The organism is Streptomyces sp. NPDC018833, from assembly GCF_044390825.1.
In the GTDB taxonomy this organism is placed as follows: Bacteria; Actinomycetota; Actinomycetes; order Streptomycetales; family Streptomycetaceae; genus Streptomyces.
Genome location: NZ_JBIRZM010000001.1, coordinates 576007 through 590218, shown reverse-complemented (window position 1 = coordinate 590218; position 14212 = coordinate 576007). Strand labels below are relative to the sequence as shown.

26 protein-coding genes and 3 tRNA genes are annotated in these 14212 nt (G+C 68.7%); 3 read left to right on the top strand and 26 right to left on the bottom strand.

Annotation, left to right across the window (positions count from 1 at the left end; all coding sequences use genetic code 11):
* Nucleotides 1-68: 68 nt before the first annotated feature.
* From ACH5AF_RS02655 to ACH5AF_RS02545, 23 genes are all read right to left on the bottom strand, one after another.
* Nucleotides 69-254, bottom strand: coding sequence for a DUF6257 family protein (locus ACH5AF_RS02655; protein ID WP_398899504.1), 186 nt, complete (start codon nt 252-254; stop codon nt 69-71).
* A complete protein-coding gene (locus ACH5AF_RS02650; protein WP_398899503.1) occupies nt 244-402 on the bottom strand; it encodes a hypothetical protein in 159 nt (52 codons plus the stop codon). Before ACH5AF_RS02650 ends, ACH5AF_RS02655 begins: the two co-directional genes overlap by 11 nt.
* A complete protein-coding gene (locus ACH5AF_RS02645; RefSeq protein WP_398899502.1) occupies nt 399-722 on the bottom strand; it encodes a hypothetical protein in 324 nt (107 codons plus the stop codon). The genes ACH5AF_RS02650 and ACH5AF_RS02645 overlap by 4 nt, the downstream gene beginning before the upstream one ends.
* Nucleotides 719-1507: a hypothetical protein gene (locus ACH5AF_RS02640; protein ID WP_398899501.1), complete on the bottom strand. Its 789-nt coding sequence runs from the start codon at nt 1505-1507 to the stop codon at nt 719-721. The genes ACH5AF_RS02645 and ACH5AF_RS02640 overlap by 4 nt, the downstream gene beginning before the upstream one ends.
* Nucleotides 1504-1764: a hypothetical protein gene (locus tag ACH5AF_RS02635; protein ID WP_398899500.1), complete on the bottom strand. Its 261-nt coding sequence runs from the start codon at nt 1762-1764 to the stop codon at nt 1504-1506. Before ACH5AF_RS02635 ends, ACH5AF_RS02640 begins: the two co-directional genes overlap by 4 nt.
* Nucleotides 1761-2099 carry a DUF6907 domain-containing protein gene (locus ACH5AF_RS02630; RefSeq protein ID WP_398899499.1) on the bottom strand — a complete coding sequence of 113 codons (339 nt, stop codon included), beginning with the start codon at nt 2097-2099 and terminating at the stop codon, nt 1761-1763. Before ACH5AF_RS02630 ends, ACH5AF_RS02635 begins: the two co-directional genes overlap by 4 nt.
* Before the next feature lie 20 nt (nt 2100-2119).
* A complete protein-coding gene (locus ACH5AF_RS02625; RefSeq protein ID WP_398899498.1) occupies nt 2120-2320 on the bottom strand; it encodes a hypothetical protein in 201 nt (66 codons plus the stop codon).
* A 96-nt stretch (nt 2321-2416) separates the two neighbouring features.
* Complete coding sequence (locus tag ACH5AF_RS02620; RefSeq protein ID WP_398899497.1) at nt 2417-2626, bottom strand: hypothetical protein; 210 nt, start codon at nt 2624-2626, stop codon at nt 2417-2419.
* Nucleotides 2627-2706: 80 nt separating this feature from the next.
* The gene (locus ACH5AF_RS02615) at nt 2707-2874 is read right to left on the bottom strand and encodes a hypothetical protein (protein WP_398899496.1); all 168 of its coding nucleotides are present in this window, start codon (nt 2872-2874) and stop codon (nt 2707-2709) included.
* On the bottom strand, nt 2856-3608 hold the full coding sequence (locus ACH5AF_RS02610) for a hypothetical protein (protein WP_398899495.1): 753 nt from the start codon (nt 3606-3608) through the stop codon (nt 2856-2858). The genes ACH5AF_RS02615 and ACH5AF_RS02610 overlap by 19 nt, the downstream gene beginning before the upstream one ends.
* On the bottom strand, nt 3605-3922 hold the full coding sequence (locus ACH5AF_RS02605; RefSeq protein WP_398899494.1) for a hypothetical protein: 318 nt from the start codon (nt 3920-3922) through the stop codon (nt 3605-3607). The genes ACH5AF_RS02610 and ACH5AF_RS02605 overlap by 4 nt, the downstream gene beginning before the upstream one ends.
* Entirely contained in the window at nt 3919-4116 is a 198-nt protein-coding gene (locus ACH5AF_RS02600) for a hypothetical protein (RefSeq protein WP_398899493.1), read from the bottom strand. The genes ACH5AF_RS02605 and ACH5AF_RS02600 overlap by 4 nt, the downstream gene beginning before the upstream one ends.
* Nucleotides 4113-4328 carry a hypothetical protein gene (locus tag ACH5AF_RS02595; RefSeq protein ID WP_398899492.1) on the bottom strand — a complete coding sequence of 72 codons (216 nt, stop codon included), beginning with the start codon at nt 4326-4328 and terminating at the stop codon, nt 4113-4115. Before ACH5AF_RS02595 ends, ACH5AF_RS02600 begins: the two co-directional genes overlap by 4 nt.
* Before the next feature lie 14 nt (nt 4329-4342).
* Nucleotides 4343-4819, bottom strand: a complete 477-nt coding sequence (locus tag ACH5AF_RS02590; protein WP_398899491.1) for a single-stranded DNA-binding protein — start codon at nt 4817-4819, stop codon at nt 4343-4345.
* 109 nt (nt 4820-4928) lie between these two features.
* A complete protein-coding gene (locus ACH5AF_RS02585) occupies nt 4929-5693 on the bottom strand; it encodes a hypothetical protein (RefSeq protein ID WP_398899490.1) in 765 nt (254 codons plus the stop codon).
* Nucleotides 5690-5869 (bottom strand): hypothetical protein, encoded by a 180-nt coding sequence (locus ACH5AF_RS02580; RefSeq protein ID WP_398899489.1) that lies wholly within the window; start codon nt 5867-5869, stop codon nt 5690-5692. The genes ACH5AF_RS02585 and ACH5AF_RS02580 overlap by 4 nt, the downstream gene beginning before the upstream one ends.
* Nucleotides 5866-6456, bottom strand: a complete 591-nt coding sequence (locus ACH5AF_RS02575; RefSeq protein ID WP_398899488.1) for a GNAT family N-acetyltransferase — start codon at nt 6454-6456, stop codon at nt 5866-5868. Before ACH5AF_RS02575 ends, ACH5AF_RS02580 begins: the two co-directional genes overlap by 4 nt.
* A 72-nt stretch (nt 6457-6528) precedes the next feature.
* Nucleotides 6529-8865, bottom strand: coding sequence for a DUF3987 domain-containing protein (locus ACH5AF_RS02570; RefSeq protein WP_398899486.1), 2337 nt, complete (start codon nt 8863-8865; stop codon nt 6529-6531).
* A gap of 165 nt (nt 8866-9030) precedes the next feature.
* Nucleotides 9031-9399, bottom strand: coding sequence for a hypothetical protein (locus tag ACH5AF_RS02565; protein WP_398899485.1), 369 nt, complete (start codon nt 9397-9399; stop codon nt 9031-9033).
* A complete protein-coding gene (locus ACH5AF_RS02560; RefSeq protein ID WP_398899484.1) occupies nt 9396-9635 on the bottom strand; it encodes a hypothetical protein in 240 nt (79 codons plus the stop codon). Before ACH5AF_RS02560 ends, ACH5AF_RS02565 begins: the two co-directional genes overlap by 4 nt.
* A gap of 3 nt (nt 9636-9638) precedes the next feature.
* Nucleotides 9639-9998, bottom strand: a complete 360-nt coding sequence (locus tag ACH5AF_RS02555) for a hypothetical protein (protein WP_398899483.1) — start codon at nt 9996-9998, stop codon at nt 9639-9641.
* Between the two features lie 14 nt (nt 9999-10012).
* Nucleotides 10013-10291: a helix-turn-helix domain-containing protein gene (locus tag ACH5AF_RS02550; RefSeq protein WP_398899480.1), complete on the bottom strand. Its 279-nt coding sequence runs from the start codon at nt 10289-10291 to the stop codon at nt 10013-10015.
* Complete coding sequence (locus tag ACH5AF_RS02545; protein WP_398899479.1) at nt 10288-10527, bottom strand: helix-turn-helix domain-containing protein; 240 nt, start codon at nt 10525-10527, stop codon at nt 10288-10290. The genes ACH5AF_RS02550 and ACH5AF_RS02545 overlap by 4 nt, the downstream gene beginning before the upstream one ends.
* 111 nt (nt 10528-10638) lie before the next feature.
* On the opposite strand from ACH5AF_RS02545, the gene ACH5AF_RS02540 reads away from it, so the two are divergent.
* Both ACH5AF_RS02540 and xerC read left to right on the top strand, forming a co-directional pair.
* Nucleotides 10639-11577: a hypothetical protein gene (locus ACH5AF_RS02540; protein WP_398899478.1), complete on the top strand. Its 939-nt coding sequence runs from the start codon at nt 10639-10641 to the stop codon at nt 11575-11577.
* Nucleotides 11578-11598: 21 nt separating this feature from the next.
* Complete coding sequence (xerC, locus tag ACH5AF_RS02535; protein WP_398899477.1) at nt 11599-13170, top strand: tyrosine recombinase XerC; 1572 nt, start codon at nt 11599-11601, stop codon at nt 13168-13170.
* A 73-nt stretch (nt 13171-13243) separates the two neighbouring features.
* On the opposite strand, the gene ACH5AF_RS02530 is transcribed toward xerC, so the two are convergent.
* From ACH5AF_RS02530 to ACH5AF_RS02520, 3 genes are all read right to left on the bottom strand, one after another.
* A tRNA-Ile gene (locus tag ACH5AF_RS02530) sits at nt 13244-13317 on the bottom strand.
* 198 nt (nt 13318-13515) lie between these two features.
* Nucleotides 13516-13588 (bottom strand) — tRNA-Asn (locus ACH5AF_RS02525).
* A gap of 5 nt (nt 13589-13593) precedes the next feature.
* A tRNA-Asn gene (locus ACH5AF_RS02520) sits at nt 13594-13666 on the bottom strand.
* A 173-nt stretch (nt 13667-13839) separates the two neighbouring features.
* Here ACH5AF_RS02520 and ACH5AF_RS02515 point away from each other — a divergent pair.
* A complete protein-coding gene (locus ACH5AF_RS02515) occupies nt 13840-14139 on the top strand; it encodes a YtxH domain-containing protein (protein WP_398899476.1) in 300 nt (99 codons plus the stop codon).
* The last annotated feature ends 73 nt before the right edge of the window (nt 14140-14212 follow it).

The following is a 14212-nucleotide window of genomic DNA, read 5'->3' as shown; positions in this document are numbered from 1 at the left end:
CGGTGAGCGGTCGGGGTACGCGGGGCGGCCGGTGTACCTGTGCCGGGTACGGCCGCCCCGCGGCGTAGCTACTTGCCCTGCTCTTCGCGCTTGCGGGCGCCTTCGACGATCCGGTCCAACTTGCGCTGGAGGTCGCCTTGGTGGACGCGGCCGCCGTACTCGCGGTCATCAGCGATGCCGCGCTTCGCCATGCGGGCGACGAGCCAGGCCATCCGGACCGTCTCGCCGGCGGTGAACTTGGGGTCACTCGCCATCGCGCACCGCCTGGCCCTGCTCCTCGATCGCCGCGGCCGTCGCCAGCTGCGCCCACACCGCGGCTTCGGCGATGTCCTGCGCGGTCACTGGACGGAAGGCGGGGCGCAGCGCGTTCTCGGCGCGCTTGCGGTACTCGGCACTGGTCATGACTTCTTGCCCTTCTGCATGTCCACCCACATCGAGCGGAGTACGAGCGTGCAAATGGTGAGCGCCACAGCGGAGATGCCGACCGCGATGGCGAGCATGGCGGCGGCCATGGCGAGCGGAGTGAGAGCGAGCGCGCCGCCGATGCCGACGCCGACCCACTTCGCGACGTTCGACGACTGCTGTACGGGCGCCGGCGCCACCGGCTGCGCCTGCTGCTGGGTGAGCTGCTGTGCCGCCAGTACGGCTTGGATGAGCGCCACCTGCTCGGTGTTGGCCTGGGCTTCGACCGCGTCGCGGGCGGCCTTTTCGATGTCGGTCACAGCGTCTCCTTGAGTGCGTCGCGGATGCGCTGTGCGCGGGGCTGGCCGATGCCGTGCCGGGCCCGGAGTACGCGTACTCCGGGCACTTCGCCCTGGGTCAGCATGTGAGCGAAGACGTGACGCGACTCGGCGACGAGCGGGTCGGGGTCGAGTACGTGCTCGTCGTCGTCCTCGGGTACGGGGTCGGGTACGTACTCGGCGTGTACTTCGGTGCGGGTACGGGGCTCCTCGGCGGCGAGTACGGGTGTCACTTTGCAGCTGTCCGCAAAGTGATCAACGGGAGTCTGCTCGGGTGCCGCGGGTACGGGCTTGGCGATCGCCGGGTACGTCTCGGGTGGCTCGGGTACGCGCTGTACTTCGACGGGTACGGGCGCCGGGGCGGCGGGTACGGGCGCCGGGGCGGCGGGTACGGGCGCCGGGGCGGCGGGTACGGCGTGCTCGCTGCGGGCGAGGGCGTGGGTACGCCAGATCGCCACGGGCACGAGCAGGGACACGATGACGACCATCGGGATGTTGACCGTCATCACCTTCGCGTCGAGGAGGTGCGCCGCGACCTGGGCGGCGCCCATCAGCGACAGGGACAGGGTGATGTCGAAGCCGCGGAACCAGCGGAGTGCGGCCACGACGTAGGCGTCGACCGCGACCGGGAGCATCGCGGCGATCCACGGGTCGGCGCCGAGGGTGCGGGCGAGGTCGTATTCGGCGTGCGCGGTGAAGGCGACACCGGCGGCGAGCGACAGGCGCGTCAGCCAGGTGCGCATCGGGTCGTCGGTGCGGGGGCTCACTGGCCGGCCTCCGTCTGCGGCGCCCCATAGGCGCGGTAGCCGGTGGGCGGGTGCTCGAGGAGCCGCGCCCGGAGGTAGTCCGCGTTCCACCCTGCGTCGCCGCCGCGCTGTAGGACGTCCTCCAGGGCGAGACGGGCATGCATCACCCGGCGGTCGAGGATCTCTCCGTGGATTTCGCCATCGCCGATGGTGGCCGGGTACGGGATGGCGAGCGCCTCGAAAACCGCCTCGAGCAGCGCCCGCTGCTCCCCGCTCACCGGGACGCCTCCTCGACGGCCTCGGCCAGCAGCACACGCAGCTGCGGCACAACCAGCGCGGCGAACGTCAGCAACTTGGAGGCGAGCTCCTGCAGCTGCTCGTCGTCGTACTCGGTGCCCTCGGTGTCGAGGACAACCGACATGATCGGCAGCCGGTTGCGCACGTTGTACGGCCACTGGGCCAGCTCCGCCGACGCCAGCACCGTGCCGTCCTGCAGCAGCACCTCGATGGGGTCGCCGCGGTGGCTGACGTCCGCCAGGAAGATGCCCTGCGGGTGGTCGGCTGTGCACCAGGACGGTTCGGACACGATGGCCTTGACGCCGTTACGGGTCACGACGGTGACCGTGCGGGCGCTCACCTTGCACCGCGGATCTGCGGCCCGCACAGGTCGACGTCGCGGCGGTGGTCCTGCACCTGCCGCTGTGCCTGTGCTTCGGCGTAGTCGCGGGCGTCCTGGGCGCGGGCGCGGCGCAGGGCCTCGTCGGGGTGGGGGTCGCTGTCGCCGGGGTAGGGCGGGCGCGTCGACGCGCCTGTGGGCATGGCAGAGTTAGCCATAGCCGTCCTCCTGGTCTGGTCAGGTGGTTCGGTTAGGCCCTTGGCCGGTGTTGGTAGCACCGGCTTTGGGCCGTCTTCAGTTGTGGGGGCAGTCGCCTACGACTGCTTCTTGCGTAGGGCGTTGATGGCCCGGTTGATGCCGGCCCGGGTGACCCCGAGCTCCTTGGCTACCGCGGCCTGGCTACCGAGTTCGGCCTCGCCGTCGATCAGGGCTTGGGCCCGTTCGTCGGTGGCTTCTCGGTAGGCCTGCTGTGCGGCTTCCTGCTTCCGGACGGCTGCGTCATGGCGCTCTCTCCACGTACTCACGTCCCTCCTAGTACCTGAAGCGGCCCGTGCCCCACAACCGTAAAGGGGGGTGGCGACATCTGTCAACAGGGGTGGCGACGTCACGTCGTGCCCTTCAGCACCCGAGCCTGCGCCTCGCGGACGGTGCGGACCGCGGCGCTGTAGTGCCGTATGCAGATCAGCACCTCGCCGTTCGGGTCGATCGCCTCGGCGGTGCAGCGGTTGCCGTACCGGTTCGTCATCCGGCAGGTCACGACGCGCTCGGCCATGACTCCTCCTCCTGGTCTGCTGCGGGGGTGGGCACTGACGCCCACCCTTCTTCGGTGAACGCCGAAAAAGCCTGGTCACAACCAGGGGTCCGGACTAGTCCCGACCCTTTGGCGTCTTCGTCGATCAGGGCCTTCAGCCCGGCCCAGGTGGCCGGCGGGTACGAGGTCTGGCACCAGCGGCAGGTGACGACCTTCTCGCCGGGCGCCAGGCGCAGGACGGCGCCGCAGATGACGCCGTCGCCGAAGGCGGCCGGGCAGTTCCCGACCCGGTGCCCGCGGTCGGCGGCGGGCGGGCGGATGATCGAGCTGACCGAGCGGGCCAGCTCCCGGATCTCCCCGGCGAACAGGCCGGCCTCGGGCCAGGACACGGCCACCCACGGAAGGTGGCCGAGGAGCTCGCCGACCGCACGTGTGACCCGGCCGGTCGGGCTGCCCGGGTGCGGGACCTCGGGGCGGCCGCGCTCGGCCCGGATCGCGTCCACCCAGCTCTCCAGCGTCGCGACCATGCCCGCGGAGCTCCGGAGGTCGAGGATGTCCTCGTTCACCGGGAGCGGCGCAGGGCCGCCCTTCCCGGTGCGGCCGCCGGTGGTGCCGCTGCTCGGCGGGAGCAGCGCGGCGAGCCCGCCGTACAAGGTGGGCATGGCCTCCAGGCGGACGCGGGTGCCCTTGACGCAGCCGACGCACAGGTATCCGTCGTCGATGGCCTGCTCGCACAGGTCGCAGCTGGCGCTCACCGGGACACCACCTCTGCCGGGAAGGTGTCGCGGACCTCTCGGTAGTTCTCGAGGTTGTTGAACCAGGCGAGCAGGAGTGCGGACTGCTCCCAGCCGAGGATCTCGAACAGAGGGGCTACCGCCCTCCCCTGCTCGCTCTGCAGGCCCCAACCCCAGCCGCGGACGTGGGGCTCAAGGGCGCCAGCAATGCCAGCTGCCTGAAACCAGCCGAGCTTGAGAATCATGGCCACGGCTAGGGACTCGAAGGTGTAGCCCCCAGCCTCATCCCGAATACGGGCAGCCTCTGCGAGCCACGGCGTGATGTCTGCGCTCATACCCGCTCCCGCATGGCGAGGGCGTCGCGCCAGTCGCGGACGGCGTGCCGCTCCTGTGCGCGGGCGAGCGCGGCGGCGGCCGCCCGGGCATCCCGTCGCGCGTCCCGGTACTGCCCCGCCAGCTGTACGGCGAGCATCAGGTACACGCCGAGGAGGAAGCCCTGGCAGAGGAGCTGGAGTTCGGTGTCGGTCATCGCGGGGCCCTTTCGTCGGGGCCGGCCACTGGCTGCAGCTGCGGACGACTGTCGACCTGCGTCCAACCGTTGAGCTCGAGCACGGAAGCGAACAGGTCGGCGGCGGCGCTGCGAGTGACAGGCGTCATGTCGCCCGCCCACTGCTCGGCCAAAGCGTCTGCTCGGGCGAGGGCGCGGGACATCTTGTTGAAGAGTTCGGCCTGACTGGACACGGTGGCCTCCTTGATCAGAACGGGGGGTTGTCTGCGGCCGACGGCTGCCCGGCCGGGGCCTGCTGCTGGGCCGGGCGGGCGCCGCCCCATCCATCGTTCGCGGTCTGGCCGTTCTGCTGCTGGCCGCCGGTCTTCTTGGTGACGACGGCGGAGGCGTACTGCAGCGAGGGGCCGACCTCGTCGACGTCCAGCTCGTACACGGTGCGCTTCACCTGCTCGCGGTCCTCGTAGGACCGCTGCTTCAGACGGCCCTGGACGATGACGCGCATGCCGCGGGCGAGGGTCTCGGCCGTGTTCTCGGCGGCCTGCCGCCACACCGAGCAGGTGAGGAACAGCGGCTCGCCGTCCTTCCACTCGTTGGTCTGCCGGTCGAAGGTGCGGGGCGTTGAGGCGACGCGGAACTTGGCGACCGCGACGCCGTTCGGGGTGAAGCGGAGCTCGGGGTCGTCGACGAGGTTGCCGACGACCGTGATGACGGTCTCGCCTGCCATGGCGGACTCCTTCGGGGTCGGCGACTTACTTCCTGCGGGGAAGCAAGTCGCGGGATACTGAGCGGGAGCCGGGCCCGATATCCGCGGGCCCGGCCGACGTGCGTGCGGATCAGGTGCGGGTGGCCAGGTGGCGGTGCTCGGTGGGCAGATCGCTGTCGCAGTAGAAGCCGATGCTCAGGCCGAAGTCCCGGGACTTGACGACCTTCCAGACGGCGGTGTCCGTGCACGGCGGCCGGCCGTCCTGCTGGCGGTAGTGGTTGCTGGTGCACGCCTCGGCGGTCGGCGAGCCGCCGATCGTCCAGCCGTCGGCCCGGTGGAAGACGCGCACGTCCGGGCCCTCGTCTTCGCCTGTGCCGTTGGCACCGTCGAGGTCTTCGACGACGTCCAGGTCGAGGGTGGCGGCGATGCCGCCGAGGGCGACGTAGGTGTCCTTGTCGAGCTTGTCGACAAGGAACTCCGCGGCCTGGTTGAGGGCCGCGGCGGCGTAGGCACGGCCGACCTGGTTGAGGACCACGCCGAGCGCGTACTGGTGGGCCGCGTCGCCTTCGAGGTCCAGGTAGGTCACGGCGGCGTGCTGCCCCTGCATGTACTCCTCGACGGCCCTGGCGTGGACCCGCTTGTACGCGAGCTTGCTGTAGGGGCTGGTGTGCTCGTTGAGGACGTACTGGGTGATGGCCGCGCCGCAGTCGAAGTGCTCGCTGATCGGGTCGCCGGCCTTGATGCCGCAGGCGCAGCACTGGAGGAAGTTGCCGCCCTCGTGCCTCTCCGGGCTCCACCAGCTGCCGAAGTGGACGTTCTCCGTGGTGCCGCAGTCCTGGCAGTTGGTGGGGCCGGTGTGGCCGTGGGCGCGGGCGATGTCGCTGGTGGTGGTCACGGTGTCTCCTTCTCGGGGTATGTGCGGCGGTAGTTGAGTTCGCGGAGCTTGGCGGCGTGGCGGATGGCGATGCCGCGGCGGCGGGCGGCGGCGAGGTCTGCGCGCCGGCGCTTCTCCCGCTCGATGCGGGCACGGGCGGCGGCCACCTTCGCGGCGACCAGGTCGTCGACGTTCACGCGACACCGAGCCGGACGGCGCGGCAGTAGGTCAGGACGACGTTGGCGGCCGACGTATTAATCACGTTCCGGTAGCAGCGGAGGCAGGGCTTGCTCGGGTTGCCGGACTTGCGCCGATGCTGGCAGTGCCGGGCGATCGTGGCGTTCAGGTCCCGGGCGATCTCCATCGCCGTGGCTAGTTCCTCGGCGGTCGGCTCCGAGACTTCGAGCCCCAGCGTGCGCGCCAGCGCCTCGCCCCCGGGGCTGAGTGGCGCCTTGATCTGCATGGGCTGGGGACATGTGGCCATCAGGTCTCGGAGCAGGTGGCTTGCGAGCCCACGGCCGCGCCAGGTCGGCTCGATGTAGATCAGCTCTATCGCGTACCGCGTGTGGTCGGCGGCGCAGTATCCGACGGGGATGTCGTCCACCGTGATCAGGAAAGTGTTGAGCCACGCGGCGAGCGGCATGCCAGGGGCGTGGTACCCGAGGCGCGTCGTCTCTTCCAGCAGGTAGTCCCGATGGAGCCGGGCAAGGGAGCCGGCATGGGTGTTGGAGCGAGGGTTGAACCGGACGCTCGTGACGGTCGGAGCCGTCTGGGCCTCTGTCATTTCTGTCAGGCACTCCTTGCGCTGTTCGCGTCCCAGAACTCCCAGAACTCTGGGCGATCTCGCGGGGTGGAATCACTGGCGCGTTTTGGGATTTCCGGGACGCTCTGGCGGGCGTGCGACCCAGGGGTGAACGTCGTAGCGCGGAGACGGCTTGCGGCCGGGCTTGCCCGAGTCGGGCGTAGGACGGAATGCAATCCATCCGTGCCGCTCCATCTCCTTCAAGACCTCGGTCATGGCGTCCATGTCCTCGGCCCACTCGCGGCCCTTGAGCGCCTGCCACGCGTCCCGAGCGGAGAAGTCTGCGCCCGGCTCGCCCCGGCTGCGGAGCCATGTGAGGAGGTCGCGCAGGGGCTTGAGCGCACCCTCCCGGTTCTTGCCCATGAGGTCGAATACGGCGCGGGCATGGGCGATGAAGTACGGGGCCATGGACAGGGCGGCCTGGATGCGTTCGAGGCTGATCTCCTGCGCCGCGGGGTCCTCGAAGAGGGTGATGCAGGCGGCGATTCGGACGAGCTGGCCACGGAGCTTGCCTGCCCAGTCGGCGATGTCGTGCAGGTCGCCGCCCGGCTTCCTGCGCTTGCCGAAGGCGTCGTAGAACCGGCCGAACTCGGCCCGGGCGTCGGCGGACAAGCGCATCATCACGACGTCGCTGGTGTTCCACACCCCGGTGACGAGGGCGCGGACCCGCTGGCTGTAGTCCTCGGCTACACCGAATGGGACTTCCGGGGTGTCGAAGGTGTCGGATTCGGTGGGGGCCGGCTTCGCGTACAGGAACCGGCCAAGGAATCCGGACTGCCGGAACTCGGGGTTCTTCTTCTCTAGACCCGCGATCATCCCGGGCTGGATGATCATTCCGAGGGCAAGGAACGTGGATGGCATGCGACGGTCCGGTCGGCCGATGCGCTCGATGCTGTACGGCCCGCCGGTATACGCCTCGAGCAACAGGTCGGTGTTGGCCTTGCCGTTGTTGCCGTAGAGGCCAGCCGCAATCTTGAACAGTCCGCCCTCGGACGCGAGGGATCCGAGGCGGCCCTTCTGCTCGGCCATGCGGAGCGCCAGGGCTTCGAGGGTGATGTCTCGCACCAGCAGCAGCGGTAGGGCCGGGTTGTCGCCCAGCTCCAGAAGCTTCTCCCTGGCTGCCTCGGCGTCCGCCCTGGCGTCTTCGCGGTCTGCCGCCTTGCCGCCGCCGGCAGCCTTCTCCGCGGCTTCCATCGCCTTCTCGGTGATGCGGATCTGCTGCCGGGTCTCCTCGACCTCTGGCCGTGCCGCTTCGATCAGCTCGGTCTCGATGTCGCGCAGCGGTTCGCAGGCGGCGTTGAGTGCCGGCGTCTTCTTCTCGGACGAGTCGGCCAGGGCCGTGAGGTAGAGCGCGGTGGACTCGGTCCACCCGTGCTTGACCTGAATCTTGCGGCGGCCGCCGGTCGCGGTCGAGATGGTGGCGAGGCAGGCGAACGCGACCATGTCGTCGGGCACCTGCAGGCTCTCTGCGGTCGCGGTGACGAACGGGGCGAGCTGGCCGAGGGTCTCGATGGGGAATCGTGGCAGGACGCGACTGTCGAGGGGAACGGGCTCTTCCCACGCGGGCGCTCCGTCTTGCGTCCCAGAACTCCCAGAACCCACCGTCGGTCCCGCATCGTGGGCAGCATCCTGCGTTCTGGGATTTGTGGGATGCCATTCGGGTGTGCGCAGTTCGTCGAAGCCCAGTCCCGCCGAAAGGTGGTCGGACACGTCCTTGCCCTTGGCGGCTTCAAGGATGCGGACGGGCAGGCCTGCGGACTGGATGGAGCGGTAGACGGCTTCGGCGTGCTTGCGACCCGGCTCGTCCCGGTCGGCGAGCACGATGACTTCCGATGCTCCCTGCAGGCAGGCCGTGTAGTCGTCGCTCCACTTGCCCGCCCCACCCACGTTGCACGTGGCTACGACACCGAGCTTCCGCAGGTTGTCGACATCCTTCTCCCCCTCGGGGATCAGGATCGTCCCGCCAGCCTTCGCCTCGGCCAGGACGGACGGGAGGTGGTACAGGACGCGGCGGATTCCCTTGACGCCCGGCGTGCCGTCCGGCCGGTACTGGCGGAAGGTCTTCCGCTCCCCGTCGTAGCCCGGCTCCAGGCGCCGCACCAGGTAAAGGACTTCGCCGTACTCGTCGGTGTACTGGTACTCGGCCACGACCTGCGGCCGCCCCTGCTGCGGCAGCGGCTCATCGAACAGGTCCGCCATGGTGAGGCCCAGGGCGCTTACCACTTCTTCCGTGGGACAACCGGCGTGGCAGTTGAGCATGACGCCCTTGCTTCCGTTCGTGACGGACAGCGAGGGAGATCGGTCATCGTGGGCAACGCACTGCCAGGCGGTACCGCGGCCCTTACTGCCGTGCGCGTTGAGCGCGTCTGTGACGCGGGCGTATGCGCTCATGCGGCACTCCCGGCCGAGGGACTGGCGGCCAGGCGGGTGTAGATCTGCAGGCAGATCGGTTCGGGCTTCCGCCCGGTCGCGTGGTTCACGAACGGCTCTTCTCTTCGAGCTGGGTCAGGGTGTTCGTGGTGGGCGGGCGCACCCCCAGTGCGCCCGCCCGGACGTCTATGCGGTGTTCCGCAGCTGCGCCGTGAACTGGGCGTGAGCGGCCCGGGCCTCGCGCACGTGGCGGTCCACGTTCTGCGCGGCGAAACGACCCCACCTGCTGCCGCCCGGCAGCTCGACGTCGATGCTGGCCGCGTGCGCGAACCGCTGGGCGATCCCCTGCTCGAGGAAGAGAGCGGCTTCGGTGGCGGCGCTCTCGCCGAGGAGGATCCGGATGTGTGCCCCGTCGGGGATGTACCGGGCCTGCTCGTGCAGGTCATCGAGGACGGAGCGGGATCCGTAGTAGTCGCCGCTCAGGTCGATGACGGCCACGTGCTGGACCCGCGGGTACGGGAACGTGCTGTCGGGCTGAGGCGTCGCGTTCGTCATGCCGCCTTCTCCAGGTGCTCGACGAGCTTGGCGACGGCGACGAGGCGTTCGCGCGGGTCCTGGCCGACGGGGACGACGATGATGTTGCGGTCGTCGTTGGTGACGAACATGTGGGCCATGTAGCTGGCGCGGAGGTTGTCGTCGACGCCGGCCATGTCCCACTCGTGGATGACGAGGTCGTGCTGCGTGATGAGCGCCTGCCAGGCGGCGTTCACGTCCGGGGTGTTGGTCGCCATGGTTCAGCCCTCCGTCATGCCGAGTGCGGTGTGCAGGGCGCGGAGCGCCTGGGCGGGGTCCGGGCTGGCCTTGACGGCGGCGCCGAGGTAAAAAATCGCGGTGTGCATGAGCTGGTTGGCGTAGTCGGCGTTGGGGCCGACGCCCCAGAAGTCGGCGTGGGCCTTGTCGAGGGCGAGGTGCTGCTCGTCGGTGAGGCGGCTGGCGGCGAGGGTGCCGGTGTCCTTGGCTATGGCCTCGGCCTGGTCGTAGGTCTTGAGGAGGTCGTTGGCGTGGAAGGCGGCCACCCAGTTCGGGGCGGTGCTCTGATCGCTAGTGGCGGGCGTCACCGTTGACGCCCCGGCTTCGAGCTGTACCTTGGTCATGAGCGCTTTCCGATCTACTTGCAGGTGGATGTACTGATGCGCTCGACAGGCGGCGCCGGCTGGTACCCGGCGCTGTCGTCGTTTCCGGGCAGGAGCCCGAGGAATCGGTGCAGGTCGACGGTTCGCACTACCCGTCGGCGCCCGAGGCGGATGCACTCGATTGGAAGCCGGCCTTCTGCGGCCAGCTGGTAGGTGGTGGACTCGGCGAGGCCGAGGGCACGCCCGACGGTCGGCCACAGCGGGACGAGAGCGGGCTGATCGAGGATCTCCGCAACGGTGAGTGGGATTGTCATGCCGCCTCCCGCATCTGAAGACGCAGCGAGTTGATGAGGTCTCCGTACCGGAGCGCCTTCTCCCCGTGTGGCTTGCGGGTACCCCGTTCCCATCGCCAGACAGTTGACTGGTCTACCCCACAAGCCTCGGCTACCTCTCCAATGGAGAGCTGTGCGGCCTCCCGGAGGCGCTTAGCTTCACCGTTAGCAACGGCAGCGCGCACCTGTGCGAGGCGCAGGATGTGATTCTGGGCCATGCCACAATCCTGACAGACCCTTTCCTTTCACACAAGTGGCTAGGGTCTATACTTAGCCATTAACTTGCCGCTGGGTTGCCAAAGGCTTGCCTATCCCGGCACGATGACGCCATGGACGACTACCTGATCCCGCCGGCGGGCTGGCGATACGCGGCCTACCCATGGTTTGCGCGAGATACCGCCCCTGACCTGCCCAAACTGGTGCAGGTGGGGCGAGTTCTACTGCCAGAGTTCTTCCACTTGGTCATCGGCACGGAGGACGCATGGGCGATCGACCGCTCCGGGCGGCCGTGGGTGAACGCCGGCCCGACCGTCCTCTTTCTGGACTTCCAGGTCTTCGAGGGCGAGGTGGACATGGCTCATGCCACTTCCATCTACTTCGACCTGCCGGAGGTCTATGAGCGCGTTCGCAAGGTGATCGGCCCCAGCAAGTGGAAGCGGCTGGGCATCCACTACATCACGCAGTACCTCGCCGAGTTCACGGAAGAGGAGGGCCGGCCGGACACGGATCCAACCGCTTACGACGAAGGGCCGAGTGGTATCCGTAGCCGTAGGCCCGAGGTGGCTCTGGAGTGGTTGGACAAGCTGCAGTCTCATGCAGCCGAGGCGTATGCCGAAGCCCGCGGCGCGCCATCGCCGAAGCGCAAGCGAGTAAAGATGACGGACGAGTTCCTGCGGGAAGTGGCGCAGGTCTACCGCTACGCCGAGAACATGGACATGCCTCCGACGCGTGATGTGGCGAATCACTTCAAAGCGCCGCACTCCACGGCGGCCAAGTGGGTTGCCGCCGCGCGGCGGAAGAAGTTCCTGCCCCCTGCCGAATCGGCGGCGAACGAAGCCGCTCGGGCTGCAGCACGGACACCCGCGAGAACGGAGCCGCACGCGGAGCGGCGCTTGGAGCTGGAGTGGTGGATCAAGGACAGCATGATCCAAGCCGACATCGAATTGGAGAAGGACCCGAAACGAAAGAAGGAGATGATGGACAAGCTGCAGAATTACAAGGATGAACTGGAACGTCTCGGCGGCGAGATCCCCGGCCGGGAGGATTAGTCCAGCACCGCGGGAGGCTCGATGAAGGGTTCTACGTACCGCCGGTGTTACTGCCGCGGCGATGACGGCAAGGTGCTGGGCAAGACGTGCCCGCAGCTGTCGAGCCGTCGGCATGGCGTGTGGGCGGTACGGCAGGAGCTCCCGCCCCGTGAGGACGACAGCCGACGCTCATTCTCCCGCTCCGGCTACGCCACGGCCAAGGACGCACAGGCGGCACTCGACAAGGTACGAGCCCTGCTCGACCTCGCCCCCGGTGACGACCAGGAAGCGCAGACGAAGATAGGCGACCTGCTCGAGTCGGTCAGCAAGAACAAGAGCGCCCCGTTGCCCGACCTCGCTGAGACACGCCGCCGGTTCCGCGCCGGCCAGCCGCTCACCTCGAAGCTGACCGTCGGCGATTGGCTGGACGAGTGGTGGGAGTCGAAGAAGCGGAAGAAGAGCACGCTCAACGGGTACAGCTCCCATATCCGCGTGCACCTCAAGCCGGGCATCGGGCACATCCTGCTCGACCGTCTCAACGTCGGCCACCTGGTGGAGTTCTTCGACGCCATCGACACGGCGAACGAGACGATCGAGGCGGAGAACCAGCAGCGGCGCGAGCAGCAGGCGCGTGCGACGTGGGGAAAGCCGTCCCGGCCGCCAGCGTCCGAGACGGCACGGCTGGCCGCGGAACGCGCAAAGCTGGACGCACTCCCCCCGTACCGGCGGATCACCGGCCCGGCGACCCAGCAGCGGATCCGGGCGACGCTGCGATCCGCTCTCAACGCGGCGATCTCTCAGCAGCTACTGACGTTCAACCCGGCCGCGCACGTAGAGCTCGCCTCAGGTAAGCGTCCAAAGGCCGTGCTGTGGACGCCGGAGCATGTGGAGCGGTGGCGGCAGATCGGCGAGAAGCCGTCAGGGGTCATGGTGTGGACGCCGGTTCAGGTCGGCGAGTTCCTCGACCACGCTGAGACCGACCGCCTGTACGCCCTGTTCCATCTGATCGCCTTCCGGGGCCTGCGCCGCGGCGAGGCTGTCGGGCAGGACTGGTCCGGTATCAACTTCGCCAAGGCCCAGCTGACGGTCTCTAAAACGATCATCCAAGACGGGTGGACGCCGGTGGAGAGCGACCCGAAGACGGAGGGCAGCGCGGCGACGATCGCGCTGGGGCCGGCGACGCTGCAAGTCCTGGCCGGGCACCGCGCCCGGCAGCAGGCCGAGCGTCAGACCCGCCTCGACAGCGGCCTTCCCTGGCAGGACACCGGGAAGGTGTTCGTCGACGAGGACGGCGGCTGGCTACACCCGGAGAAGGTCTCGGACGTGTTCCGACGGCTGTGCCGGGAGGCGGAGCTGCCGCCGATCAATCTTCGCGATCTGCGCCACGTCGCCGCAACTTTGATCCATGCGGGTGGTGGTGACCTACACGCGATCAAGGAGACGCTGCGGCACGGGACGATTCAGCTAGCGTCCGACACGTACACCAGTCTCCTCCCTCAGGTCGATCAGGAGGTAGCGAGGAACGCTGAGAGCATCGTGCCGCGCGCTCGCCGTCCATTGCCGTCTGACACAGCCGCTCACGCACCGCTCACGCAGGCCGCCGAAAGCGACTGAGCGCCCCTACTGGACTGACCAGTGGGAGCGCTCCGTGCGCTGGTAGGAACCGTTCTTCGAACGTGTGCCCGAGTGGGGCGGGTGGGACTCGAACCCACGGCCGACGGATTATGAGTCCGCTGCTCTAACCGGCTGAGCTACCGCCCCTAACGGCGCGTCGCGCACATTTGTGCGCGCCGTCTGCCGCAGCATAGCCGGTCATACGATCTCCTGCTTCGGATGGTCGGCAACGCTCGACCAAGAGGACTTCGCTGGGTGCGGACCGGTTCCGGATGTCGCGCAGAGCACACGGAAGAGGCTCTGAACGCGAAAAAGGACCCACCTCTGGGCCCTCTTCCGGATCTGCTCCCCCGGCTGGACTCGAACCAGCAACCCTCCGGTTAACAGCCGAATGCTCTGCCAATTGAGCTACAGGGGATCGCGCTCCCCCGACTGGACTCGAACCAGTAACCTGCCGGTTAACAGCCGGCTGCTCTGCCAATTGAGCTACAGGGGATTGCTGCGTGTGCACCGAGTACACCTGACCGGGGTGCTCCCGGAAGGCGCGCGCTCGCTGCGACACATACATTAGCGCAAGCAGGGGGGTGCTCCGCCAATCGGTTCGGTGCCGCGTGATCTCGGACCCGGGAGGGTAGGCGGGCAGCACCGACGCAACGGAAGGTGACACCCATGCGGTACAAGCTCACGTTCGTCGTGGGACTGGCCATCGGCTATGTGCTCGGCACACGGGCCGGGCGCGAGCGCTACGAGCAGCTCATGAGGTCCGCGCGGCAGATCTCGCAGAACCCGGCGGTGCGCAACGCCGCGGAGTCGGCCGCCCACAACGGACGCGAGGCGGCGGGCAGGGCATTCCACGCCGTGAGCGACAAGGTCGGCGACCGGGTGCCCGAATCGGTCGCGGGGCGGGTGCGCGCGCTGCGGGAGCGGGGCTCCGGCAGCGAGGACGAATGGGGAACGAGCAACACCTGACGCGCGCCGCCGCCGGTGAACCGGCGGCGGCCACTCCGACATCGAAGCAGCGACGCATGACCAGACCGCTCCG